This window comes from Streptomyces sp. H27-D2, from assembly GCF_035828615.1.
GTDB lineage: Bacteria > Actinomycetota > Actinomycetes > Streptomycetales > Streptomycetaceae > Streptomyces.
Genome location: NZ_JAYMZR010000044.1, coordinates 1 through 22,694, shown reverse-complemented (window position 1 = coordinate 22,694; position 22,694 = coordinate 1). Strand labels below are relative to the sequence as shown.

General features: G+C 70.5%; 19 protein-coding genes. 8 read left to right on the top strand and 11 right to left on the bottom strand.

Annotated features, from left to right (window positions below; all coding sequences use genetic code 11):
• Positions 1–64 precede the first annotated feature (64 nt).
• On the bottom strand, positions 65–2,020 hold the full coding sequence (locus tag QMK28_RS18145; RefSeq protein WP_326439152.1) for an ABC transporter ATP-binding protein: 1,956 nt from the start codon (positions 2,018–2,020) through the stop codon (positions 65–67).
• A 363-nt stretch (positions 2,021–2,383) separates the two neighbouring features.
• Positions 2,384–3,730 (bottom strand): allantoinase AllB, encoded by a 1,347-nt coding sequence (gene allB, locus QMK28_RS18140; RefSeq protein WP_326439150.1) that lies wholly within the window; start codon positions 3,728–3,730, stop codon positions 2,384–2,386.
• 382 nt (positions 3,731–4,112) lie between these two features.
• Here allB and QMK28_RS18135 point away from each other — a divergent pair, with 382 nt between their 5' ends.
• The gene (locus QMK28_RS18135; protein ID WP_326439148.1) at positions 4,113–4,919 is read left to right on the top strand and encodes an IclR family transcriptional regulator; all 807 of its coding nucleotides are present in this window, start codon (positions 4,113–4,115) and stop codon (positions 4,917–4,919) included.
• A gap of 97 nt (positions 4,920–5,016) precedes the next feature.
• Here the strand turns inward: QMK28_RS18135 and QMK28_RS18130 are convergent, their stop codons facing one another.
• Positions 5,017–5,337 carry a DUF5955 family protein gene (locus QMK28_RS18130; protein WP_326439146.1) on the bottom strand — a complete coding sequence of 107 codons (321 nt, stop codon included), beginning with the start codon at positions 5,335–5,337 and terminating at the stop codon, positions 5,017–5,019.
• Positions 5,338–5,638: 301 nt separating this feature from the next.
• Between QMK28_RS18130 and QMK28_RS18125 the strand changes: the two genes are divergently transcribed.
• Complete coding sequence (locus tag QMK28_RS18125; protein WP_326439144.1) at positions 5,639–6,337, top strand: nucleotidyltransferase family protein; 699 nt, start codon at positions 5,639–5,641, stop codon at positions 6,335–6,337.
• A gap of 297 nt (positions 6,338–6,634) precedes the next feature.
• Positions 6,635–8,257, top strand: a complete 1,623-nt coding sequence (gene aceB, locus QMK28_RS18120; RefSeq protein WP_326439143.1) for a malate synthase A — start codon at positions 6,635–6,637, stop codon at positions 8,255–8,257.
• A gap of 159 nt (positions 8,258–8,416) precedes the next feature.
• Here the strand turns inward: aceB and QMK28_RS18115 are convergent, their stop codons facing one another.
• Entirely contained in the window at positions 8,417–9,100 is a 684-nt protein-coding gene (locus QMK28_RS18115) for an alpha/beta fold hydrolase (RefSeq protein ID WP_326439141.1), read from the bottom strand.
• A gap of 460 nt (positions 9,101–9,560) precedes the next feature.
• Between QMK28_RS18115 and QMK28_RS18110 the strand changes: the two genes are divergently transcribed.
• Positions 9,561–10,010, top strand: coding sequence for an SCO5918 family protein (locus QMK28_RS18110; RefSeq protein WP_326439139.1), 450 nt, complete (start codon positions 9,561–9,563; stop codon positions 10,008–10,010).
• A 664-nt stretch (positions 10,011–10,674) separates the two neighbouring features.
• Here QMK28_RS18110 and QMK28_RS18100 read toward each other — a convergent pair.
• From QMK28_RS18100 to QMK28_RS18070, 7 genes are all read right to left on the bottom strand, one after another.
• Complete coding sequence (locus tag QMK28_RS18100; protein ID WP_443050759.1) at positions 10,675–12,165, bottom strand: nucleobase:cation symporter-2 family protein; 1,491 nt, start codon at positions 12,163–12,165, stop codon at positions 10,675–10,677.
• Between the two features lie 434 nt (positions 12,166–12,599).
• A complete protein-coding gene (locus QMK28_RS18095; RefSeq protein ID WP_326439137.1) occupies positions 12,600–14,027 on the bottom strand; it encodes an 8-oxoguanine deaminase in 1,428 nt (475 codons plus the stop codon).
• Between the two features lie 311 nt (positions 14,028–14,338).
• A complete protein-coding gene (pucL, locus tag QMK28_RS18090) occupies positions 14,339–15,262 on the bottom strand; it encodes a factor-independent urate hydroxylase (protein WP_326439135.1) in 924 nt (307 codons plus the stop codon).
• Positions 15,263–15,269: 7 nt separating this feature from the next.
• A complete protein-coding gene (locus tag QMK28_RS18085) occupies positions 15,270–15,731 on the bottom strand; it encodes a hydroxyisourate hydrolase (RefSeq protein WP_326439133.1) in 462 nt (153 codons plus the stop codon).
• Positions 15,728–16,246, bottom strand: coding sequence for a 2-oxo-4-hydroxy-4-carboxy-5-ureidoimidazoline decarboxylase (uraD, locus tag QMK28_RS18080; protein ID WP_326439131.1), 519 nt, complete (start codon positions 16,244–16,246; stop codon positions 15,728–15,730). The genes QMK28_RS18085 and uraD overlap by 4 nt, the downstream gene beginning before the upstream one ends.
• A gap of 213 nt (positions 16,247–16,459) precedes the next feature.
• Positions 16,460–16,801: a helix-turn-helix domain-containing protein gene (locus QMK28_RS18075; protein ID WP_443050761.1), complete on the bottom strand. Its 342-nt coding sequence runs from the start codon at positions 16,799–16,801 to the stop codon at positions 16,460–16,462.
• A 53-nt stretch (positions 16,802–16,854) separates the two neighbouring features.
• Positions 16,855–17,124 (bottom strand): thiamine-binding protein, encoded by a 270-nt coding sequence (locus QMK28_RS18070; RefSeq protein WP_326439127.1) that lies wholly within the window; start codon positions 17,122–17,124, stop codon positions 16,855–16,857.
• Between the two features lie 123 nt (positions 17,125–17,247).
• On the opposite strand from QMK28_RS18070, the gene QMK28_RS18065 reads away from it, so the two are divergent.
• From QMK28_RS18065 to QMK28_RS18050, 4 genes are all read left to right on the top strand, one after another.
• Entirely contained in the window at positions 17,248–18,099 is an 852-nt protein-coding gene (locus QMK28_RS18065) for a TIM barrel protein (protein WP_326439125.1), read from the top strand.
• A 48-nt stretch (positions 18,100–18,147) separates the two neighbouring features.
• Positions 18,148–19,044: a 2-hydroxy-3-oxopropionate reductase gene (locus tag QMK28_RS18060; RefSeq protein WP_326439123.1), complete on the top strand. Its 897-nt coding sequence runs from the start codon at positions 18,148–18,150 to the stop codon at positions 19,042–19,044.
• 5 nt (positions 19,045–19,049) lie between these two features.
• Positions 19,050–20,777: a glyoxylate carboligase gene (gcl, locus tag QMK28_RS18055; protein WP_326439121.1), complete on the top strand. Its 1,728-nt coding sequence runs from the start codon at positions 19,050–19,052 to the stop codon at positions 20,775–20,777.
• Positions 20,778–21,017: 240 nt separating this feature from the next.
• A complete protein-coding gene (locus QMK28_RS18050; RefSeq protein WP_326439119.1) occupies positions 21,018–22,490 on the top strand; it encodes a catalase in 1,473 nt (490 codons plus the stop codon).
• Positions 22,491–22,694 lie beyond the last annotated feature (204 nt).

The window sequence follows — 22,694 nt, the reverse complement described above, 5'->3', positions numbered from 1 at the left end:
CCCCCGCCGGAGGCTTTCGCTCCGGGCGGGGCCCGCGTGGTTCGGCCGGCGTACGGGCCGCCGCTCAGCCGACCACGACCGGTGCGGCGGACTCGTCGGCGTCCCGGCCCGCGAGCCGGTCCGTCGGCCGGTCCGACGATGCGCCCGAAGGCTCGCCCGTGGGCTCGTCGAACTGCGTCCGGTACAGCTCCTCGTAGCGTCCTCCCTCCGCCAACAGCTCGGTGTGCGTGCCGCGTTCGACGACCCGGCCGTCCTCGATGACGAGGATGAGGTTCGCGGCCCTGACGGTGGAGAGCCGGTGCGCGATGACCACCGCGGTCCGTCCGGACAGCGCCTCGTCCAGCGCTTCCTGCACCGCCGCCTCCGAGGTGGAGTCCAGGTGTGCGGTGGCCTCGTCCAGGATGACGACCCGCTGGCGGGCGAGCAGCAGCCGGGCGATGGTCAGCCGCTGGCGCTCGCCGCCGGAGAGCCGGTAGCCGCGCTCGCCGACCACGGTCTCCAGGCCGTCGGGCAGGGACTCGATCAGCTCATCGAGGCGCGAGCGGCGCAGCGCCTCCCACAGCTCCTCCTCGGTCGCCTCGGGCCGGGCCAGCAGCAGGTTCGAGCGGACCGACTCGGGGAAGAGGTGGCCGTCCTGGGTGACCCAGCCGAGCGTCGCGCGGATGGAGTCGGCGGTCAGGTCGCGGACGTCCACCCCGTTGAGCCGTACCGCGCCGCCATCGGCGTCGTACAGCCTCGGCAGCAGCTGGGCGATCGTGGACTTGCCTGCTCCGGACGAGCCGACGAGGGCGACCATCTGGCCCGGCTCGGCGCGGAACGACACCTCGTGCAGCACCTCGACGCCGCCGCGGGTGTCGAGGATCGCGACCTCCTCCAGCGAGGCGAGGGAGACCTTGTCCGCCGAGGGGTAGCCGAAGCTCACGGAGTCGAACTCCACGGTGACCGGGCCCTCGGGGACCTGCCGGGCGTCCGGCTTCTCGGCGATCAGCGGCTTGAGGTCGAGCACCTCGAAGACCCGCTCGAAGCTGACCAGCGCGCTCATCACCTCGACCCGGGCGCTGGCCAGTGCGGTCAGCGGGGCGTAGAGCCGGGTGAGCAGCAGGGCGAGAGCGACGACGGCGCCCGGGTCCAGGCTGCCGCGCAGGGCGTAGAAGCCGCCGAGGCCGTACACCAGGGCGAGGGCGAGCGCCGAGACGAGGGTCAGGGCGGTGATGAAGACCGTCTGCACCATGGCGGTGCGCACTCCGATGTCGCGGACCCGGCGGGCCCGGTCGGCGAACTCGGCGGACTCCTGCGAGGGGCGGCCGAAGAGCTTGACGAGGGTCGCGCCGGGTGCGGAGAAGCGCTCGGTCATCTGGGTGCCCATGGCCGCGTTGTGCGCGGCGGCCTCACGCTGGAGCCGGGCCAGCTTGGCCCCCATGCGGCGGGCCGGCAGGACGAACAGGGGCAGCAGGAACAGCGCGAGCAGGGTGATCTGCCAGGAGATGCCGATCATCACGACGAGGGTGAGCAGCAGGGTGACGAGGTTGCCGACGACCCCGGAGAGAGTGTCGCTGAAGGCGCGCTGGGCGCCGATGACGTCGTTGTTCAGCCGGCTGACGAGCGCGCCGGTGCGGGTACGGGTGAAGAAGGCGACCGGCATCCGCTGCACATGGTCGAAGACCGCGGTGCGCAGGTCGAGGATCAGCCCTTCGCCGATGCGCGCCGACAGCCAGCGGGTCAGCAGGCCGAATCCGGCGTCGGCCAGCGCGATCAGCGCGATGAGCGCCGCGAGCTTGAGGACGACGCTCAGCGCCGCGCCGTCCACGATCGCGTTGACGACCCGGCCGGCGAGCACCGGTGTCGCGACCGCCAGCATCGCGGTGACGACGCTGAGCACCAGGAAGCGCACGATGCGGGACTTGTGCGGGCGGGCGAAGACGCCGATGCGGCGCAGCGTCTCCTTGGAGAACGGCCGCCGGTCGTCCTTGGCGTTCATCGCGTGGTGCAGCGATGTCCAAGCGGTGACTTCCATGTCCATCGCGTACTCCTGGGGCTTCGTCCGGCCGGGCTTCGTCCGGCGTCGTGTGATGTCGTGTGATGTCGTGCGACCGGCGGTCGTGGGTGACCGGCGACATGACACGAAGGTAGAACCTCAACCAAACTTCAGGTCAAGTGTCCGTCGGCCCGGCCCCGGAAAGCGAGGACCGAGGATCGGCGATCGACACCGTATCCGGGCGTGCTGGAGCGGCGGACTTCATCCGTACGGAACCCGCGTCCCGGAACCCGCCTCCCGACGGAACCCACCTCCCGACGAACCCGCGCCCCGACGGAATCCCCGGCAGCCGGAGCGCGCCCCGGCCGACTGCTCCCCGGCCGGGGCAACCGAGAGCGGGCCCGCCGCTCAGGGGCGGTCCAACAGCAGCCCGCTCGGCTCGCCGAAAACGCCGCTCTCGTCCACGATCCGCTGCCCGCGCAGCCAGGTGGACCGTACGACTCCGTACAGCGTCTTGCCCGCGTAGGCGGTGACCTGGTTGCGGTGGTGCAGTTCGGCCGGATCGACGGTGAAGGTCTCGTCCGTGGCGAGCACCGCGAAGTCGGCGTCGCGGCCGGCCTCGATGGCGCCCTTCTGCCGCAGGCCCGCGAGCTCGGCGGGGGCGGTGGACATCCAGCGGACGACGTCCTCGACCGTACGGCCGCGCAGCCGCGCCTCGGTCCAGATCGCCGGCAGGCCCAGTTGCAGCGAGGAGATGCCGCCCCAGGCCGCCGCGAAGTCGCCGCTGTCGAAGAGCTTGAGGTCGGGGGTGCAGGGCGAGTGGTCGGAGACGACGCAGTCGATCGTCCCGTCAACCAGCCCCTCCCACAGCGCGTCCTGGTTGCCCGCCTCGCGGATCGGCGGGCAGCACTTGAACTCCGTGGCGCCGTCCGGGACTTCCTCGGCGGTGAGGGTGAGGAAGTGCGGGCAGCTCTCGACCGTGATCCGGACGCCGTCGCGCTTGGCGGCGGCGATCATCGGCAGCGCATCACAGGACGAGAGGTGCAGTACGTGCACCCGGACGCCGGTCCGCCGGGCGAGCGCGATCAGGCCCTCGATCGCGGTGTTCTCGGCGTCGCGCGGCCTAGAGGCCAGGAAGTCTGCGTAGCTGCGGCCGGCCCGCTGCGGGGCGTCCGCCAGGTGGTGCGGGTCCTCGGCGTGCACGATCAGCAGGCCGTCGAACGCGGCGATGGCGACCATCGCGGCTTCGAGTCCGGCCGGGTCGAGCTCGGGGAACTCCTCGACGCCGGAGGGCGACAGGAAGCACTTGAAGCCGAACACCCCGGCGTCGTGCAGGGGTTTGAGGTCGGCGAGGTTGTCCGGGACCGCGCCGCCCCAGAAGCCGACGTCGATGTGCGCCTTGCTCCGCGCGACCTCCCGCTTGACGTCGAGGTGTTCGACGGTGGTGGTCGGCGGCAGGCTGTTGAGCGGCATGTCCAGCAGGGTGGTGACGCCGCCGGCCGCGGCGGCGCGGGTGGCGGTCCAGAACCCCTCCCACGCGGTGCGCCCCGGATCGTTGACGTGCACATGGGTGTCGACGAGGCCGGGGAGCAGCGCGTCGTCCCCGAAGTCCTCCAGCCGGGCCCCCTCGGGCACCTCGGCGTCGTACGGCAGCACGGCCGCGATCTTCCCGTCGGCCACCGCGACGGACGCGGCGCGCGCCCCCTCCGGCGTGATGACGCGCGTCGAGCGCAGCACTAGCTCCACGTTGGACACCCAGACCCTCCTCAGACTTCCACCCAGCGGAATTCAACGTTCTGTTGACGGAGTCTTCCCGCCCCGCTCCGACGCGTCAAGGCTCGCCGGAAGGTGTTTCGCCGGGCGGGGCCGCCCCGCCGCACCCCCTCGCTCACGGTTTGGATGTTTCCACCAAATGGAAGGATATTTTCACCATGCAGAATGTAGCTACCGCCACTGGCGGCGATTTCCGATCACTCGACGTAACCGTGGACACACCGACAAACGGCCCCTGACCGGCGACAACGCCTTGACCATTGCTCGTGTGGCGAACTGTTCGGGCCGGTAGGCTGCTACGGGCCGGCCTCCGCATCCGCATCCGAGCGGTGGTCGACCCCCTCAGCCCCGAAAGGAACGCGACGTGCCGCCGTCCAGCGCCAGCACCTCCGACGCCGCCAAGCCCGCCGCAGCGAGCGGCGGCGTCCAGTCCCTCGAACGCGCCTTCGATCTGCTGGAACGGATGGCCGACGCGGGCGGCGAAGTGGGCCTGAGCGAGCTGTCCGCGAGCAGCGGACTGCCGCTGCCCACCATCCACCGGCTGATGCGCACGCTCGTGGCCTGCGGTTACGTCCGGCAGCAGACGAACCGCCGCTACTCGCTCGGCCCCCGGCTGATCCGGCTCGGCGAGAACGCGGCCCGGCTGCTCGGCACCTGGGCCAGGCCGCATCTGGCCCGGCTGGTCGAGGAGACCGGCGAGACCGCGAACATGGCCCTGCTCGACGGCGACGAGATCGTCTACGTCGCCCAGGTGCCCTCGCGGCACTCGATGCGGATGTTCACCGAGGTCGGCCGCCGGGTGCTGCCGCACTCGACGGGCGTCGGCAAGGTGCTGCTCGCGCACACCCCGCCCGACGAGGTCCGCGCCCTGCTGGGCCGTACCGGAATGCCCGCCGCGACGGAGAAGACCATCACGACCCCGGAGGGCTTCCTGGAGGCCCTGGAGCACGTCCGTGAGGTCGGCTACGCGGTGGACGACAACGAGCAGGAGATCGGCGTGCGCTGCATCGCGGTGTCGGTCCCGAACTCCCCCACCGCCGCGGCCATCTCCATCTCGGGCCCGGCCGGCCGGGTCACCGAGGCATCCACCGACAAGATCGTGCCGGTGCTCCAGGAAGTGGCGCGCGAGCTCTCCATCGTGCTGGCCAACCAGACCGCGCAGAACCACTAGGGCCCCTCCCGGCAGACATTGCCGGCCGCGGTACCAGTGCCGTAACCGGCGGGCGTCCTCGATCGCCGACGGCCCACGAGCCGCCGCCCCGCCGGGGTCAGTCCCCCCGGCGAGGGCCCGGCAGGTCGCCGAACAGGTCGATCACCTGCCGTACCTCGGACAGCGCCGGCGCGAGCGCGCTCACCGAACCGAGCGCGCCCGCGACCAGCAGCAGCGAACGCCGCAGCCGGGGCACTTCGGGCAGGCCGGCGCTCACCATGGCGTCCAGCGAGGCGAGTTCGTCCTCGGCGGCGTCCCGGTCCGACAACTCGGTGGGGTGACCCGCCAGTTCGCGGCGCAGCCGGTTCACAGCGGCGCGCAGTTCCGTGACCCTGGGGTCCTCGACATCGCTCTCGCCGGACTCTCGCCCTCGGTTCACGGCTACGGCAACCTCCACGGCAACGGCGCCCGGCGGCACTCCGTCGACCGCCCGATCACTTCGCAACACAGTTCCCCCTCGTGCACCTCATCACGCCGGCCTCGCCGAACGCCGGCCGGGCGCGGAAGGCCGCGGATCAGTTAACGCCACTGTGCGCACAACGCGCCACACAGAGAGCGAAATCCGGACGGTGACGTGCGTGATGTTGACCAAGCGGATGACGGCCGCGGGCGAGGCCGCGCCCCGCCGCCCCGCCCCCCGGCAGCCCCGCGTACAGCGCGGCATGCGGTAAGCAGGGCGCATGTCTGACGCGCGATCCGATGCACCGGCCGAAGCGGGCCCACCCACGAATCCACCCACGAGTCCACCCACCCGAGCGGGGAATCCGCCGCCGAACGAGCGGGCCGGGGGCCGGACAGCCGTCGCCGGACTGCTGCTGGCGGCGGGCGGCGGACGGCGGCTGGGCGGGCGGCCCAAGGCGCTGCTGGACTTCCGCGGCCGGCCGCTGGTGGAACACGCGGCGGGCGTGCTGCGCGCGGGCGGCTGCGCGCCGCTGCGGGTGGTGCTGGGCGCGGCGGCCGAATCCGTACGCGCCAAGGCGGCCCTGGACGGCGGCCTGCTCGTCGACAATCCGCACTGGGCGTCGGGCATGGGCTCGTCGCTGCGCGTCGGCCTGGCGGCGCTGGACGGCCTGGAGGCGTCGGCCGTGCTGGTGCTGCTGGTCGACCAGCCGCGGATCGGGCCCGAGGCGGTGGCCCGGCTGCTGGCCGCGCACCGGGGCGGCGCGGCGCTGGTGGCCGCCTCGTACGACGGGCAGCGCGGCCATCCGGTGCTGTTCGCCCGCGAGTACTGGCCTGATGTCGCCGCGGGCGCGTCCGGCGACCGCGGCGCCCGCGATTTCCTGCGGGCGCACCGCGCGGAACTGACGCTCGTGGAGTGCGCGGACATCGCGGCCCCCGACGACATCGACACCCCCGAGGACCTGGGTCTCCTGGACTGACCCCCCGCGACCGGCCGGCCCCACGCCGCCTCGACGCCCGGCGCGGGGACTCATAGCGTGAGCGGGATGGCACCCGGAGCCACTTGATCACCCGGCCGGGCACCGAAATTTATCTCGACATCAACAAACCATTGAACTTCCACCATGAGAAAACTACTATCCACTGGTCAGAAGCACCGGCACCGCCGATGGTGCCCGCGACCGTACCCCGGAGCTCTGCGGCACCCCGTGCCGTCGGTCAGCGACCCGGCGGCCGCAGACCGCTCGGGCACCGCCCCGCTGAAGGAGTGACAGCTCATGTCCGCACCAGCGCCGTCCCCGCTGGCCATCGTTGAAGCCGAGCCGCTGGAGCGCCAGGAGGAGGTGCTGACCGACGCCGCGCTGGCCTTCCTCGGCGAGCTGCACCGCCGGTTCACACCCCGCCGGGACGAGCTGCTCGCGCTGCGCCAGGAGCGCCGCGCGCAGATCGCCCGCACCAGCACCCTGGACTTCCTGCCGGAGACCGCTCACATCCGTGACGGTGACTGGCAGGTCGCCCCGGCGCCGGCCGCGCTCAACGACCGCCGCGTGGAGATCACCGGTCCCACGGACCGCAAGATGACCATCAACGCCCTCAACTCGGGCGCCAAGGTCTGGCTCGCCGACTTCGAGGACGCCTCCGCTCCCACCTGGGAGAACGTCATCGGCGGCCAGCTCAACCTGACCGCCGCCTACGAGCGCCGGATCGACTTCACCAGCCCGCAGGGCAAGACCTACGGACTGCGCCCGGCCGATGAGCTGGCCACCGTCGTCATGCGGCCGCGCGGCTGGCACCTGGACGAGCGCCACCTGCGCGTCGACGGCCGCGCCGTGCCCGGCGCCCTGGTCGACTTCGGGCTGTACTTCTTCCACAACGCGCAGCGGCTCATCGACCTCGGCAAGGGCCCGTACTTCTACCTGCCGAAGACCGAGAGCCACCTGGAGGCCCGCCTCTGGAACGAGGTCTTCGTCTTCGCCCAGGAGTACGTCGGCATCCCGCAGGGGACGATCCGCGCCACCGTGCTGATCGAGACGATCACCGCCGCGTACGAGATGGAGGAGATCCTCTACGAGCTGCGCGAGCACGCCTCGGGCCTCAACGCCGGCCGCTGGGACTACCTCTTCTCCATCGTCAAGAACTTCCGCGACGGCGGCTCGAAGTTCGTGCTGCCGGACCGCAATCTGGTGACCATGACCGCGCCCTTCATGCGCGCCTACACCGAGCTGCTGGTGCGCACCTGCCACAAGCGCGGCGCGCACGCCATCGGCGGCATGGCGGCCTTCATCCCGTCCCGCAAGGACGCCGAGGTCAACAAGGTCGCCTTCGAGAAGGTCAAGGCGGACAAGGACCGCGAGGCCGGCGACGGCTTCGACGGCTCCTGGGTCGCCCACCCCGACCTGGTGCCGGTCGCCCGCGCCTCGTTCGACGCGGTGCTCGGCGAGCGGCCGAACCAGAAGGAGCGGCTGCGCGAGGACGTCCACGTCACCGGCGCCGAGCTGATCGACATCGCCTCACTGGACGCCCGGCCCACCTACGAGGGGCTGCACAACGCCGTCCAGGTCGGCATCCGCTACATCGAGGCGTGGCTGCGCGGCATGGGCGCCGTCGCCATCTTCAACCTGATGGAGGACGCCGCGACCGCGGAGATCTCCCGCTCGCAGATCTGGCAGTGGATCAACGCGGGCGTCGAGTTCGAGCACGACGGGAAGACCGTGCCGGCCACCGCCGAGCTCGCGCGCTCGCTGGCCGCCGGCGAGCTGGCCGCGATCCGCGCCGAGATCGGCGAGGAGGCGTTCGCGGCGGGCAAGTGGCAGCAGGCGCACGACCTGCTGCTGACGGTCTCCCTGGACCAGGACTACGCGGACTTCCTGACGCTGCCCGCGTACGAGCTGCTGGGCTGAGCCGCTGGGCCGAGCACCCGCCGCACCGGATGCGCCCGCCGCACCGGACGTACGGAAAGGTCCCCCGGCCGCGCGGCCGGGGGACCTTCGCGCGCTGGGGTCCTCGTCATGGGGCGGCGGGCGGCGGAGCCGGTCCCAGGACCCGTCCCAGAACCCGCCTCAGGACGTGAAGAACTCCGTGACCTGCTCCGCGAACTGGCGCGGCTGCGCCTCATGCACGCTGTGCCCGGCCGGGATGATGACCATCCGCGAGTCGGGGATGCGCTCCGCCATGTCCGAGATCTGCCGCTGCGGCACATGGCTGTCGGGACCGCCGCCGATCAAAAGCGTCGGCACGGTGATCTCGCCGAGCCGCTCCAGCCAGTCCGGGTCCGGGTCGTCGGTCTGGCCCTTCATCGCGGGCACCACCGGCCAGTCGTAGGTCAGCGGCTCATCGGGCCGCACGTGCGTCACCGGCTCGCGCGGGAACGGCGGCGGGGTCTCCTCCAGCACCAGCCGCTCGACCCGGTCCGGGTGCTCCTGGGTCAGCAGGTACGCCACCACACCGCCCATCGAATGCCCGACCAGCCCGACCCGGGGCAGGTCGCACGCGTCCAGGAAGCCGAGGACGTCGTCGCGCATCAGCTCGAAGGAGTAGTCCTCCGGCCAGTCGCTCTCGCCGTGACCGCGCAGATCCGGGGCGTACACCCGCCATTCCTCGGCCAGGATGACCGCCGTCTCCTCCCAGCCCGCCGCGTTGTCACCGAGCGAGTGCAGCAGCACTACGGGATGGGCGTCCTCGTCACCCCACGTCCGGTATGCCAGCCGCACGTCTCCGACGTCTACTACTGATTCTTCGTCCACTTGTCCGACGCTACAGCGAAAACCAGCGGCCCGGCCCCGCCCCCCGGAGCGGGGCGCCCGTGCTGGCGACCTGCCGGTGGATTCTCCGGAACGGGGCGCTCCGCGCGGCCCCTCACCAGGGCCCGGAGCGCGCCTCCCGCCGGGGCCGCGACCGGCCGCCCCGGGGGCGCGAGCGGGGCCTGTACCGCGCCCTGGTGGGCCCACAGGGCGCACCTCGCCTCGCGCCCGGACGCCGGTAGGCGCAGGTGGACGCGTCGGACGCCGGCCGGCCGGTCCGCGCCGGGCCCTGACCGCTCCCGGCCGGCGCGCGGACGCCCTTCGAGCGCGTCCCTCAGCCCGCCCGGACACCGGCCGGGGCGGGGCCGGCGGCCGGGCCGTGTCTTTGTTGTGTCTTTGCGTACGCGAGGGGCTGTGAGACCGTTGCTGTTCAGGCTCCATTTCTGCTCTCCCCTGCTGAGGCATGATGCGCGTAACCATCGCCGGCGTTTTCTTCTACCTCCAGGCAAGTGAGGTGGAAAGCAAGATGAGCAACGTCAAACCAGAAACGATCACCACCGAGTCTGTTCGGATCGGCCGTCGGAATTACCCGGTGAAGCAGGTGGGCGCCCTTGTCACCCGACAGGACCCCCGCGACTTCAGCACCGGCGAAATCGTCCGCGCGCTGACGCAGCTCGGCTTCACTTGCCAGCCCAAGGCCGTCGCCGCACCCACCCCGGCGCCGGAGCCCGCACCGCTCGCGGACCTGGATTCCAGTCTGACCTCGGACTGGGGCTCCTCCGCACCGGTCATTCCGCCGGTGCTGCCGGCCCCCGCCCCGTCGCCCGCGCCCCGTGACCTCCCGTCGGCGTCCTCGGGGTTCCTCGACCCGTCGAACCAGCCGCAGGCACAGTCGCAGCCGCCCGTAGTCTGAGCGCGGTCGCGCACGGATCCACGCATGGCGTCGGTCCAGCACCCTCAAGGCCGGCACCACGAGCACGATGGACATCACTCCGGCCGCCCCGCCGAAGCCGAGAATCCCTGCCGCCGACGGGACTCCGGGCCCCTCCGGGCGGTGCCGGACAGCGGGTGTACGACAAGGTCCGCCGCAGTGAAGCGCCCCTACGGCCGGCGCGGCGCGGACGAGCTTGCGAGGAAGAGTTGCGCCGCGTCGGCGGTGGCCCGACTGCCCGCGGCCGAACGGATCGTGCCGGCGCCCTGAAGGCGCCGGCACGTGCCGTCTCAAGGGCGGCAGAGCTGTTCAGGACCGCGAGACCCTGACGGCGTAGCGAAGAGGTCACGCGGGACGTGTGCCTGGACTTCGAGGCCGCCTGGGCCGAGTTCAACGGCGAGAAAGGCCACCTCCTCGTCCGCCACCCGCCCACAGGACCCCACGATTCCGCGCAACTGACGCCGCTGACAAGGATATCCGTCCGATGTTTGAGCCATCGGCCGTCCAGGACCCGCACGTCAAAGACCGCAGCCGCCCACGGGGGTTCGCCCGTGAACGGCTACGGTCGGCTGCGTCGGTTCGATGTGGCCGATGTCAGAGCCCGGCCGATGTCAGAGCCCGGCCGGGGTCAGAGCCCGCCCCGGGGTCAGTGGGCTGCCGCCGGAGCCTGCTCCCCCGCCGACTGGGCCGGCTGGTGGACGACCAGGCCGCCGCCCTCGACGGTGCTCTCGCCGGGCTCTGTGCCCTCACCGGCCTCACCGGCCCCACCGCCCTTGTTGCCCAGGTGGTTGAAGACCAGGTTGAGGACGATCGCGACGACGCACCCGGTGCTGATGCCCGAGTCCAGGATGACCAGCATGTCCTTCGGGAAGGCGTGGTAGAACGTCGGCGCGGCGATCGGGATCAGGCCGACGCCGACCGCGGCGGCGACGATCAGCGCGTTCTCGCCCTTGTCCAGCGCGGCCGACGCCAGCGTCTGGATGCCGCTCGCGGCGACCGACCCGAACAGCACGATGCCCGCGCCGCCCAGCACCGGCAGCGGCACCAGCGCGATGACCGACGCCAGGACCGGACACAGGCCCAGCAGGATCAGGATGCCGCCGCCGGTCGCGACGACGAAGCGGCTGCGTACCTTGGTCATCGCGACCAGGCCGATGTTCTGCGCGAAGGCGCTGCACGCGAAGCCGTTGAACAGCGGGCTGATGGCGGTGCCGAGGGTGTCGGCGCGCAGGCCGCCCTCGATGGTCTTCTCGTCCGCCGGGCGGTCGACGATCCGGCCGAGGGCCAGCATGTCGGCGGTGGACTCGGTCATGCACACCAGCATCACGATGCACATGGAGATGATCGCCGCGATCTCGAACTGCGGCGCCCCGAAGTGGAACGGGGTCGGGAAGCCGATCAGGTCCGCGTCCTTGATCGGGTCGAAGTTCGTCATCCCGAACGGGATCGCGATCAGCGTGCCCGCTACCAGGCCGAGCAGGATGGCGATCTGCTGGAGGAAGCCGCGCAGCACCTTGCGCAAAAGCAGCACGATCGCGAAGGTCAGCGCTGCCATGCCGATGTATTTCATCGAACCGTAGTCGGAGGCGGTGGAGTTGCCGCCCTGGGACCAGTTGAAGGCGACCGGCAGCAGGGACACGCCGATCAGCGTGATGACGGTGCCGGTGACGACCGGCGGGAAGAACCGGACGAGCTTGCAGAAGTACGGGGCGAGGATGAAGCCGAGCACACCGGCGACCATCACCGCGCCGAAGATGATCGGCAGCGCGTTCTCCGGGCTCTGCGCCTTGCCGATGGCGACCATCGGGGTGACGCCCGCGAACGAGACGCCGTTGACGAACGGGAGCCGGGCGCCGACCTTCCAGAAGCCGATGGTCTGCAACAGAGTGGCGATGCCCGCGGTGAACAGGCTCGCCCCCATCAGGAAGGCGGTCTCGGTGGGCGTCAGGCCCACAGCGGGCCCGACGATCATCGGCGGGGCCACCACGCCCGCGTACATCGCGGCGACGTGCTGGAGCCCGCTGGTGAACATCTTGAGCGGCGGAAGAGTCTCGTCGACCGGATGCTTCCGGTCGTCCGCCGACTGATCCCTGGGCGAGGACGGGGAGTTCTTCAGAAACCTGGGCGCTGCGGCCACGACGGTTCCTCCTGTCGATTTTCGCGTACTCGAAACGACGCGACTTCAGGGAGGTAGCGGGATGTGGTGCGTGATGCGGATGGTGCGCGGTGCAGGTACGAAGTGCTGTGGGTTCCGGGCGGGAGCGCGGTGCTCCGGTCGCGTGCGGTACGTGGGGTCCGGTGCGACCGGGCTGACTGGGCCGACAGGGCTGGACGAGGCAGCGGGCTCGGGCCGCGCGGGGTCGGCGCGGCTCGGCGGGTGCTCCGCACGGATCGCCACAGAGGGGTCTCCCCTGTACCGAACCAGGAGCGCGGGCATGGACCCGCGCCCCTGGGTACGGCGCTTGTGGACCCCGCTCGGGTCCACAAGCCCGGTTGGGGACCGTCCTCCCCAACCGAGTTTTCGGGATGTGCCGCGCGGGGGTCAGCCCGCGGCGGCGGTGGTCGCGGGGATCAGCCCGCGGCGACGATTCGGGCGAGGCGGCGTGCCTGGTCGCGCGCGCTGCGCGCGATGGCGTCCTCGTCCACGGTCTTGAGGTGGCTGTCCTCGACGACGGGCCTGCCGTTGATGAGGGACAGCGTCACCGGGGCCGCCGCGCCGAAGACGATGGCGGCCACCGGGTCGGCGATGGAGGAGTGGCCGAGGCCGTCCACCTTCCACATCACCAGGTCGGCGAGCTTGCCCGCTTCGAGCGAGCCGATCTCCTGCTGCCGGCCGAGCACCTGCGCGCCGCCGTAGGTGCCCAGGCGCAGCGCCTGGCGGGCGTTGAGCGCCTTCTCGCCGCCGGCCAGCCGGTGGATCAGCAGCGCGTTGCGCAGCTCGGTGTGCAGCTCGCCCGACTCGTTGGAGGCGGTGCCGTCCACGCCGAGGCCGACGGGCACGCCGGCCTCGAGCATGTCGGGGACGCGGGCGGTGCCGGCCGCGAGGCGGGCGTTGGAGGAGGGGCAGTGCGCGACGCCGGTGCCGGTGCGGGCGAACGCCGCGATGTCGGAGTCGTTCATGTGGACGCAGTGCGCCATCCACACGTCGTCGCCGAGCCAGCCGGTGGACTCGAAGTAGTCGGTGGGGCCCATCCCGAAGAGGTCCTTGCAGAACTGCTCCTCCTCGACGGTCTCCGAGCCGTGGGTGTGCAGCCGTACGCCCTTGCGGCGGGCCAGTACGGCGGCCTCGCGGAGCAGTTCGGTGCTGACCGAGAAGGGCGAGCAGGGGGCGACGCCGATGCGCAGCATCGAGTCGAAGGAGGGGTCGTGGTGGGTGTCGATGGCCGCTTCGGTGGCGAGCAGCGCGGCTTCGGTGGTCTCGACGGCGAAGTCCGGCGGCAGTCCGCCGTCCGACTTGCCGCGGTCCATGGAGCCGCGGGTGGGGCTGAACCTGACGCCCATCTCGGCGGCGGCGCGGATCTCGGCGCCGAGCAGGTCGCCGGCTCCCTGCGGGAAGACGTAGTGGTGGTCCATCGCGGTGGTCACTCCGCCGCGGACCATCATCGCGAGGGAGCCCTGCGCGGCGGCGTGCACCATCGGCTCGTCGATGCGTGACCAGGTGGGGTAGAGCGTGACGAGCCAGTCGAAGAGGTTGGCGTCCTGGGCGAGTCCGCGGGTGATCCACTGGTAGAAGTGGTGGTGGGTGTTGACCAGGCCGGGGGTGACCAGGTGGCCGGTGCCGTCCACCCGCCGTACGACGCCGGTGAGGCCCTCGGGCGCTTTGCCCGCCCCGACGGACTCGATGCGGTTGCCGGCGACGACGACGTAGCCGCTCGCGTACTCCGTGTCGTCGGCGTCGACGGTCGCGATGGCGCAGTTCTCGATGACAGTGCGCTCGATGACTGTGCCCTCGCTGACAGTGCGCTGGGCAGCGCTGTCGGGGGTTGCCGGTGCTGCCATGGTGCTGCCTCGTTCTCTGGGTGGCGGTTTGGGCACGGCAGGGCCCTACGGTATTTGAGTGCCGGAGCCCGGCGCGGCCGCTGAGAGTACTGCCGCGCCCGCGCTGGTCCGGGTGCCGAGAGGGTGGAAGAACATGCTGCGGGCGACCGCCGGCCGGCCGGTGGTGTGCTCACCATGCGAAGGCTGTGCCATGCGTCGTTCCCCTCGGGTCTCGTCTCCCCCGGGCCGCGCCCTGTTCGGCGGGCGCGGCCCGGGGACGCGAATCCCTGGTCAGATCCTTGGTGTCAGAGGTGTCAGAGGTGTCAGAGGTGTCAGAGGTTGGTCATGTCGAGCGGGATGCGCGCCTCGACGCCGTCCCGCAGCACCGTGGCCTCGATGAGGCCGTACGGGCGGTCCGCCGCGAAGTAGACCTCGTTGTCGTTCTTGAGGCCGAACGGCTCCAGGTCCACCAGGAAGTGGTGGTTGTTCGGCAGCGAGAAGCGGATCTCGTCGATCTCCGAACGGCTGTTGATGACCCGCGAACCCATCTGGTAGAGGGTCTGCTGCAGCGAGAGGCTGTAGGTCTCGGCGAAGGCCTGCATCATGTGCTTCTTGGCCTGCTCGTACGAACGGTTCCAGTTGGGCATCCGCTCGTCGTCGCTGGTCCAGGTGTAGCGCCAGGCGGCGGCGACGTCGGTGCACAGGATGCGGTCGTACGCCTCCTTGAGCGTCGTGTACCTGTCCTTGACGTAGCCCCAGAACTCCGAGTTGGTGGAGTTCATGACGGTGAGGTCCTTGAGGCCGGAGATGACCTCCCACTTCTCGCCGTCGTAGGTGATCTGGGTGGTCCGCAGCTCCTGGCCGGTGCGGGCGAAGGAGTGGTTGACCTGGTCGGAGCCGATGAAGCGGGAGTTGCCGTCCGAGGTCGCGATGCGCTCCCAGGAGTACTCCTGGATGCGGATGCGCGCCTGGTGGATCGGCTCCTGGGTGTGCACGAAGTGGCGTGCCAGGTGGATGGCGAACTGCTCGGCCGACTCGATGCCGTGTTCCTTGGCGAAGGCGAACACGGTGTTCTTGGTGGTGTCGGTCGGCAGCACGTTGGCGTTCGAACCCGAGTAGTGGACGTCGTCCATGTCGCCGGAGAGGGCGACCGAGACGTTGAGGTCCTTGATGTGGTGGGTGTCGCCGTCCCGGGTGATCTTGACGACGCGGTTCTCCGCTTTGCCGTACTGGTTCTGGCCGAGAATGGTGGGCATGTCGGTGCTAGCTCCCTCGGTATACGGAGTAGCCGAACGGGTTGAGCAGCAGCGGTACGTGGTAGTGCTCACCCGGCTTGACGGCGAAGGCCACCGCCACCTCCGGGAAGAAGGCTCCGCTGTCCCTTACGCGGGGGGCGTCCTGCTGTTCCTCGGCTTGCTGACTGGCTTGCTGACTGGCTTGCTGACTGGCTTGCTTGCTCTGGCGCCGGCCGTCGCGCTGGTCGTCGCGCGGGGTTTCGGCGAAATACGGCTCGACCTCGAAGAGGAGCCGTACGTGGGTGGTTCCTTCCGGCAGGGCCGGCAGGTCTTTGCAGCGTCCGTCGGCGTCGGTCTTCGACGCGCCGTGCGCGGTCCAGGCGGCGTGGCCGCCGCTGCGGACCGACAGCTCGACGGCGACTCCGGCGGCGGGGAGTCCGGCACTGGTGTCCAGGATGTGGGTGGACACCGAAGCGGCGTTGCCACTCATGCGGCGGCTCCTTCTTCTGCGACGAGGCGGGTCAGTCGGATGCGGTTGATCTTGCCCAGTTCGGCGCGGACGATCTCCCGCTCCCGGTCCGGCGTATTGCCGATCCGGGTGCGTACCGCCTCCAGCATCTGTTCACCGGTACGGCCGGTGGCGCAGATCAGAAAGACATGTCCGAACCGGTCCTGGTAGGCCAGGTTCAGTTCGAGCAGTTCCGCCTTGAGCGCTTCGGAGGCGTCCGCCATGCCCCGCTGTTCGCGGGCCGAGGTCGGGTCGCCCGGCTTCGGGCGGCCGATCGGCGGGTGCCCGGCCATCGCCTCGGCCAGGTCCGCCGCGGTCAGCTCGGCCATGGCGGCGTCGCTCGCGGCGAACAGGGCGTCGACGTCGGCGTACGGACGCAGGGCGAGCAGTTTCGCCCCCCAGGCCGTGCTGGCACACGCCTCGTGCAGCGCGGCCGTGGCCTCGCTGTCGTCGGCGGTGTTGAAACGGGCCAGGCCCGGTGTCGGACTCGACGGCACGGGATCCTCCGTGGCTGCTTTCTGGACGGTCTCGGACTCTCTCGGGTGTTCGGGAACCTGCTGGAGCGTTCCGGAACCTCCACGGTCCTGCTTGCGGGACAGCTAAGTCCCTGCGACACACTGCGTCAACACTTTGTTGAAACTGATGCAATGAAGAAGCCGCCCTCCGGAAACTTCGGAGGACGGCTTGTCCCGTTACGCGATCCCGGGTGGCTACTCGCCCGACTTGGCGGCATTTTCCCTGCTCAGAGCGGTCTCTCTGTTCAGGTAGTTGTAGACGGTGAAGCGGCTCACGCCCAGCGCGCCCGCCACCGTCTCGACGCCGTGCCGGACCGAGAAGGCGCCGCGCGCCTCCAGGATTCGCACCACCGACTGTTTGGTCTTGCGGTCGAGCTCCGAGAGCGGCGTGCCGTGCCGCCGCTCCAGCTCCACCAGGATGTGGTCGAGCGAGTCGGACAGATGCGGCAGCCGTACGGCCATCAGCTCCTCGCCCTCCCAGGCGAGGACGACGTCGTCGCCGCGCGCCAGCTCGGGCGCGACCATCTCGCCGCCCATCGCGTCCACCAGCGGCTTGACCGCCGCCACGAACGGGTGCTCACCGGCCCCGGTCACGCCGCGCCCTCCCCGGTCGTCCCGGGCTCCCCGATGACGTTGACCTGGAGCGAGACCCGGGTGGCGCCGGCCTCCAGGGATCTGCGCAGCAGCGCGTCCACCGCGCTCAGCACCACATCGGCGTCCCCCTCCGCGGTATTGCCGAACGGGCCGACGTCGACCGCGTCCAGCCCGGCGGCCTGGACGACTTCCCGTGCCACCACCGCGTGGCCGGGCGCCTCGTCCAGATCAAACGGTTCCGTCGTGAACTCCACTCTCAATCGCACGCGGCCAACTTACTGCGCTCGACGGAAATTGCCCCCGGCCCCTCTTGACAGCTCAGGAGATCCACAGGCACTCTTCCATCAGACAGAAATTAACTTCCACAATACGGAAGGAGTGCAACCCAGGTGGCCCTCCCGGAACTCAGCACCGACACGCGCTTCGATGTCAACCTCTCGATCCTCTTCACGGAACTCCCGCTGCTGGAGCGGCCCGCGGCAGCCGCCGCGGCCGGCTTCACCGCGGTCGAGCTGTGGTGGCCCTGGGTCGACTCCGCCACCCCCGAGCAGGCCGAGCTGGACGCCCTGCGGGACGCGCTGAACGACGCCGGCACCCAGCTGGTGGGCCTCAACTTCTACGCCGGCCGGCTGCCGGGACCGGACCGCGGCGCGCTCTCCATCCCCGGAGTCGAGTCGGACCGCGTCCGCGCCAACATCGACGTGGCGGCCGACTTCGCGCACTCCCTGGGCTGCAAGGCGCTCAACGCGCTGTACGGCAACCGGGTCGAGGGCGTCGCCCCCGAGGTACAGGACGAACTGGCCCTGGAGAACCTCGTACTGGCCGCCCGCGTCGCCGACCGGGTGGGCGCGATCCTGCTGATCGAGGCGCTCAACGCGCCGGAGTCCCCGCTGTGCCCGATCGTCAGCGCCCCGGCCGCGATCGAGGTCGTGGACAAGGTCAACGCGGCGAGCGGACTGGGCAACGCCAAGTTCCTGCTGGACCTGTACCACCTGTCGATGAACGGCGAGGACCTCAACGAGGTCATCGACCGCTACGCCGACAAGACGGGCCATGTGCAGATCGCGGACAACCCCGGCCGCGGCGCACCCGGCACCGGGTCGCTGCCGCTGGGCGAGCTGCTGGGGCGGCTCGCGAAGGCCGGCTACGACGGCTTCGTCGGCCTGGAGTACAAGCCGGGCGACGCGCCCAGCGCGGACGCCTTCGAGTGGCTGCCCGCCGCGGCGCGCGCCGCGCGCTGAGCCGCGCCGCCCTCACCGAGTTTTCACAGTTCCGAAAGAGGCATTCTCATGAGCAACCTCCCCAAGATCGCGTGGATCGGTCTCGGCATCATGGGCTCCCCCATGGCCGAGAACCTGATCAAAGCCGGCTACCAGGTCACCGGCTACACCCTTGAGCAGCCCAAGATCGACCGGCTGGCCGCGGCCGGCGGCACCGCCGCCGGCTCGATCGCCGAGGCCGTCAAGGGCGCCGACGTCGTCATCACCATGGTCCCGGCCTCTCCGCAGGTCGAGGCCATCGCGTACGGCGAGGACGGCATCCTGGAGAACGCCAAGTCCGGCGCGCTCCTGATCGACATGTCCTCGATCACCCCGCAGACCTCGGTCGACCTGGCGAAGGCCGCGGCCTCGAAGGGCATCAAGGTCCTGGACGCCCCGGTCTCCGGCGGCGAGGCGGGTGCCGTCGAGGCGGTGCTGTCGATCATGGTCGGCGGCGAGCAGGCCGACTTCGACAACGCCAAGCCGATCCTGGACGCGCTCGGCAAGACCATCGTGCTGTGCGGCCCGCACGGCTCGGGCCAGACGGTCAAGGCGGCCAACCAGCTCATCGTCGCGGTCAACATCCAGGCGTGCGCCGAGGCCGTGGTCTTCCTGGAGAAGTCCGGCGTGGACCTGGCCGCCGCGCTCGACGTGCTGGGCGGCGGTCTGGCCGGCTCGACCGTGCTGACCCGTAAGAAGAACAACTTCCTGACCCGCGACTTCGCGCCGGGCTTCCGGATCGATCTGCACCACAAGGACATGGGCATCGTCACCGACGCCGCCCGCAACGTCGGCGCGGCGCTGCCCGTCGGCTCCGTCGTCGCCAACCTGGTCGCCTCGCTGCGCGCGCAGGGCGACGGCGGCCTGGACCACTCCGCGCTGCTGCGCGGCGTCGAGCGTCTCTCCGGACAGAAGATCGAGGGCTGAGCGCCATGACCGCACAGAAGATTCCCGCCATGCAGGCGGCCGTCAAGATCATGGTCGACGAGGGCGTGGACACCGCCTTCGGCTGTCCCGGCGCCGCGATCCTCCCGCTGTACAAGGCGATGGAGATCGTCGGCGGCATCGAGCACCTCACGGTCCGCCACGAAGAGGGCGCGACCCACATGGCCGACGGCTGGGCCCGTACCAACGGCAAGGTCGGCGTCGCCATCGCCACCTCGGGCCCCGGCGGCACCAACTTCATCACCGGGCTCTACACGGCGCTGGCCGACTCGATCCCGATGATCTGCATCTCCGGCCAGGCCGTCTCCACCAAGCTGCACCAGGAGGCGTTCCAGGCGGTCGACATCGTCGAGATCGCCAAGCCGGTCACCAAGTGGGCCGTCCAGATCAAGGAGGCCGCGCAGATTCCGTGGGCCTTCCGCGAGGCGTTCCGGATAGCGCAGGAAGGCCGTCCCGGCCCGGTCCTGATCGACATCCCGGTCGACATCGCGCAGAAGGAGATCTGGTACGACGCCGCGATCGACACCAAGCTGCCGATCAAGGTCGTCGAGCCGTACCTGCCGCGCGTCGAGGCCGCCCTCGACCTGCTGCTCGACGCCGACAAGCCGCTGATCCTGGCCGGCGGCGGAGTGATCCTCTCCAACGCCTCCGAGGAGCTGCGCGAGCTCGTCGAGTACCTGCGGGTGCCGTTCCAGGTCACCCTGATGGGCAAGGGCACCATCGAGGACGACCACGAGCTGAACTTCGGCACGACCGGCGTCCAGACCTCGCAGAAGTACGCGAACGCCTCCTTCCTGGAGTCGGACTTCGTGCTCGCGGTCGGCGCCCGCTTCGGCGACCGGCACACCGGCGCGAACGTGGACGTCTACAAGGGCGACCGCAAGTTCGTGCACGTCGACATCGAGCCGGGTCAGCTCGGCCGGGTCATCGAGCCGGACCTGGGCATCGTCTCCGACGCCAAGCTCTTCCTGCAGGCCCTGCTGGCCGTCGCGAAGAAGCGCAAGGCCAAGGCCGAGGTCGCGAGCTGGATCGAGCGCTGCCAGGAGCTCAAGCGCACCCTGGTGCGCCGTGAGGACTTCGACGAGATCCCGGTCAAGGCCCCGCGGGTCTACAAGGAGATCAACGAGGCGTTCGACGAGGACACCTACTTCGTCACCGCCATCGGCCTCTACCAGATCTGGGGCGGCCAGCACCAGAAGGCGTACAAGCCGCGCCACTACCAGGTCTGCGGCCAGGCCGGCCCGCTCGGCTGGGAGGTCCCGGCCGCCATCGGCGTCAAGAAGGCGCTCGACGGCATGGGCCAGAAGGACGCCGAGGTCGTCGGCATCGTCGGCGACTACGGCTTCCAGTACATGGTCGAGGAGCTCGCGGTCGCGGCGCAGTACAACGTGCCGTACGTCCTGATCATGCTGAACAACGAGTACCTGGGCCTCATCCGGCAGGCCTCCATCGGGTACGACATGAACTACCAGGTCGACATCCACTACGACGAGACCGGCGCCGACAACGTCAAGCTCATGGAGGCGTACGGCTGCTCCGGCCGCCGCGTGGTGGACCCGGCCGACATCCGCTCGGCCATCGAGTGGGCCCGCAAGGAGGCGGTCTCCACCTCCCGCCCGGTGCTCGTCGAGATCATGATCGAGCGCGAGGCCAACGCTCCGCACGGCCCGAACATCGACGCCGTCAAGGAGTTTGAGCCCGCTCCCGGGGCCTGACCCCACCGAGGTGCCGCGTTCCCCGGAGCCCAGCGCTCCGGGGGGGCGCGAGCCTCCCCACATTCTCCGGGTGGCGGCGCTGACAACCTGTCCTGTCGCGCCCAGGCGCCGCCGCCCGGAATCATCTCTCCCTGTTTTTGACTCCCCTTGTTTTCAACAAACTGTTGACGTTTGATTGAAGCTCTCCCTACGCTCCACCTGGCGGAAGTTGAATTCCGCAGCCTCGTACGGAAGGTCACCATGCCGAAGCCCACGCCGACGCCGCGCCGTCTCACCACGGAGGCGGGCGCTCCTGTCGCCGACAACCAGAACTCCGCCACCGCCGGCGTCGGTGGTCCGCTCCTCCTCCAGGACCAGCACCTGCTGGAGAAGCTCGCCCGGTTCAACCGCGAGCGCATCCCGGAGCGCGTGGTGCACGCCCGCGGCTCGGGCGCGTACGGCTACTTCGAGGTGACGGACGACGTCACCGGGTTCACCAGCGCCGACTTCCTGGGCACGATCGGCAAGCGCACCCAGACGTTCCTGCGCTTCTCGACCGTGGCCGACAACGCCGGCGGCGCGGACGCCGTCCGCGACCCGCGCGGTTTCGCGCTGAAGTTCTACACCGAAGAGGGCAACTACGACCTCGTCGGCAACAACACCCCGGTCTTCTTCATCAAGGACCCACTGAAGTTCCCGGACTTCATCCACTCGCAGAAGCGCGACCCGTTCACCGGCATCCAGGAGCCGGACAACGTGTGGGACTTCTGGGCGCACGCCCCCGAGGCAACCCACCAGATCACCTGGCTGATGGGCGACCGCGGCATCCCCGCCTCGTACCGGCACATGAACGGCTACGGCTCGCACACCTACCTGTGGACGAACGCCGAGGGCGACGCCTTCTACGTCAAGTACCACTTCAAGACCAACCAGGGCGTGCGCAGCCTCTCCGCCGACCAGGCCGCCGAGCAGGTCGGCCGGGACGCGAACAGCCACCAGCGCGACCTCGTGCAGTCCATCGAGCGCGGCGTGAACCCGTCCTGGACGCTGCACGCGCAGGTCATGCCGGCGGCCGAGGCGGCCGACTACCGCTTCAACCCGTTCGACCTCACCAAGGTGTGGCCGCACCAGGACTACCCGCTCCAGCGGGTCGGCCGGCTGGTGCTCGACCGCAACCCGGACAACGTCTTCGCCGAGGTCGAGCAGGCCGCGTTCTCGCCGAACAACTTCGTGCCCGGCATCGGCCCCTCGCCGGACAAGATGCTCCAGGGCCGGCTGTTCGCCTACGCCGACGCGCAGCGCTACCGGCTGGGCGTCAACCACACGCTGCTCCCCGTCAACGCGCCGAAGGCGACCGAGGCCCTCAACTACGGCCGGGACGGTCTGATGGCCACCCGCACCGGCGGCCGCGCGGCGAAGAACTACGAGCCGAACTCCTACGACGGTCCGGTGCAGAGCGACCGGCCGCTCGCGTCGCCGTACGCCGTCAACGGCCACACCGGCACCCACGAGGCGCCGGCGCACACCAAGGACGACGACTTCTTCCAGGCCGGCGAGCTGTTCCGGCTCATGTCGGAGGACGAGAAGGGCCGGCTGGTCGCGAACATCGCGGGCGGGCTCTCCCAGGTCACCCGCGACGACGTGGTCGAGAAAAACCTCGCCCACTTCCACGCGGCCGACCAGGACTACGGCAAGCGGGTCGAGGCGGCTGTCCGCGCGCTGCGCGACAACTGACCGACCCGACGAGAGACCGCGCGCGGGGTGGACGGGAGGTCCGCGCCGCGCGCCGGGTCCGGGCCGCCGACCTGATGAGGGGTCATCAGGCGGCCCGGTCCCAGCCCTTACGGGGCAGCCCCTCCGGGGGCGGTGGACGTGGTCCCGCGGCGGCAGCGATGCCGGTGCGGCGGAGCATTCCGGTGCGCTTCCCGACCTGAGGGA

Coding starts and splice junctions, on each gene's coding strand:
- QMK28_RS18060 (WP_326439123.1), top strand. CDS start 18,148: ATGAGCAACCTCCCCAAGATCGCGTGGATCGGTCTCGGCATCATGGGC.
- QMK28_RS18075 (WP_443050761.1), bottom strand. CDS start 16,801: ATGGGCGGCGAGATGGTCGCGCCCGAGCTGGCGCGCGGCGACGACGTC.
- QMK28_RS18050 (WP_326439119.1), top strand. CDS start 21,018: ATGCCGAAGCCCACGCCGACGCCGCGCCGTCTCACCACGGAGGCGGGC.
- QMK28_RS18110 (WP_326439139.1), top strand. CDS start 9,561: ATGATGCGCGTAACCATCGCCGGCGTTTTCTTCTACCTCCAGGCAAGT.
- gcl (WP_326439121.1), top strand. CDS start 19,050: ATGACCGCACAGAAGATTCCCGCCATGCAGGCGGCCGTCAAGATCATG.
- QMK28_RS18125 (WP_326439144.1), top strand. CDS start 5,639: ATGTCTGACGCGCGATCCGATGCACCGGCCGAAGCGGGCCCACCCACG.
- aceB (WP_326439143.1), top strand. CDS start 6,635: ATGTCCGCACCAGCGCCGTCCCCGCTGGCCATCGTTGAAGCCGAGCCG.
- QMK28_RS18095 (WP_326439137.1), bottom strand. CDS start 14,027: ATGGCAGCACCGGCAACCCCCGACAGCGCTGCCCAGCGCACTGTCAGC.
- QMK28_RS18145 (WP_326439152.1), bottom strand. CDS start 2,020: ATGGACATGGAAGTCACCGCTTGGACATCGCTGCACCACGCGATGAAC.
- pucL (WP_326439135.1), bottom strand. CDS start 15,262: ATGCCCACCATTCTCGGCCAGAACCAGTACGGCAAAGCGGAGAACCGC.
- QMK28_RS18085 (WP_326439133.1), bottom strand. CDS start 15,731: ATGAGTGGCAACGCCGCTTCGGTGTCCACCCACATCCTGGACACCAGT.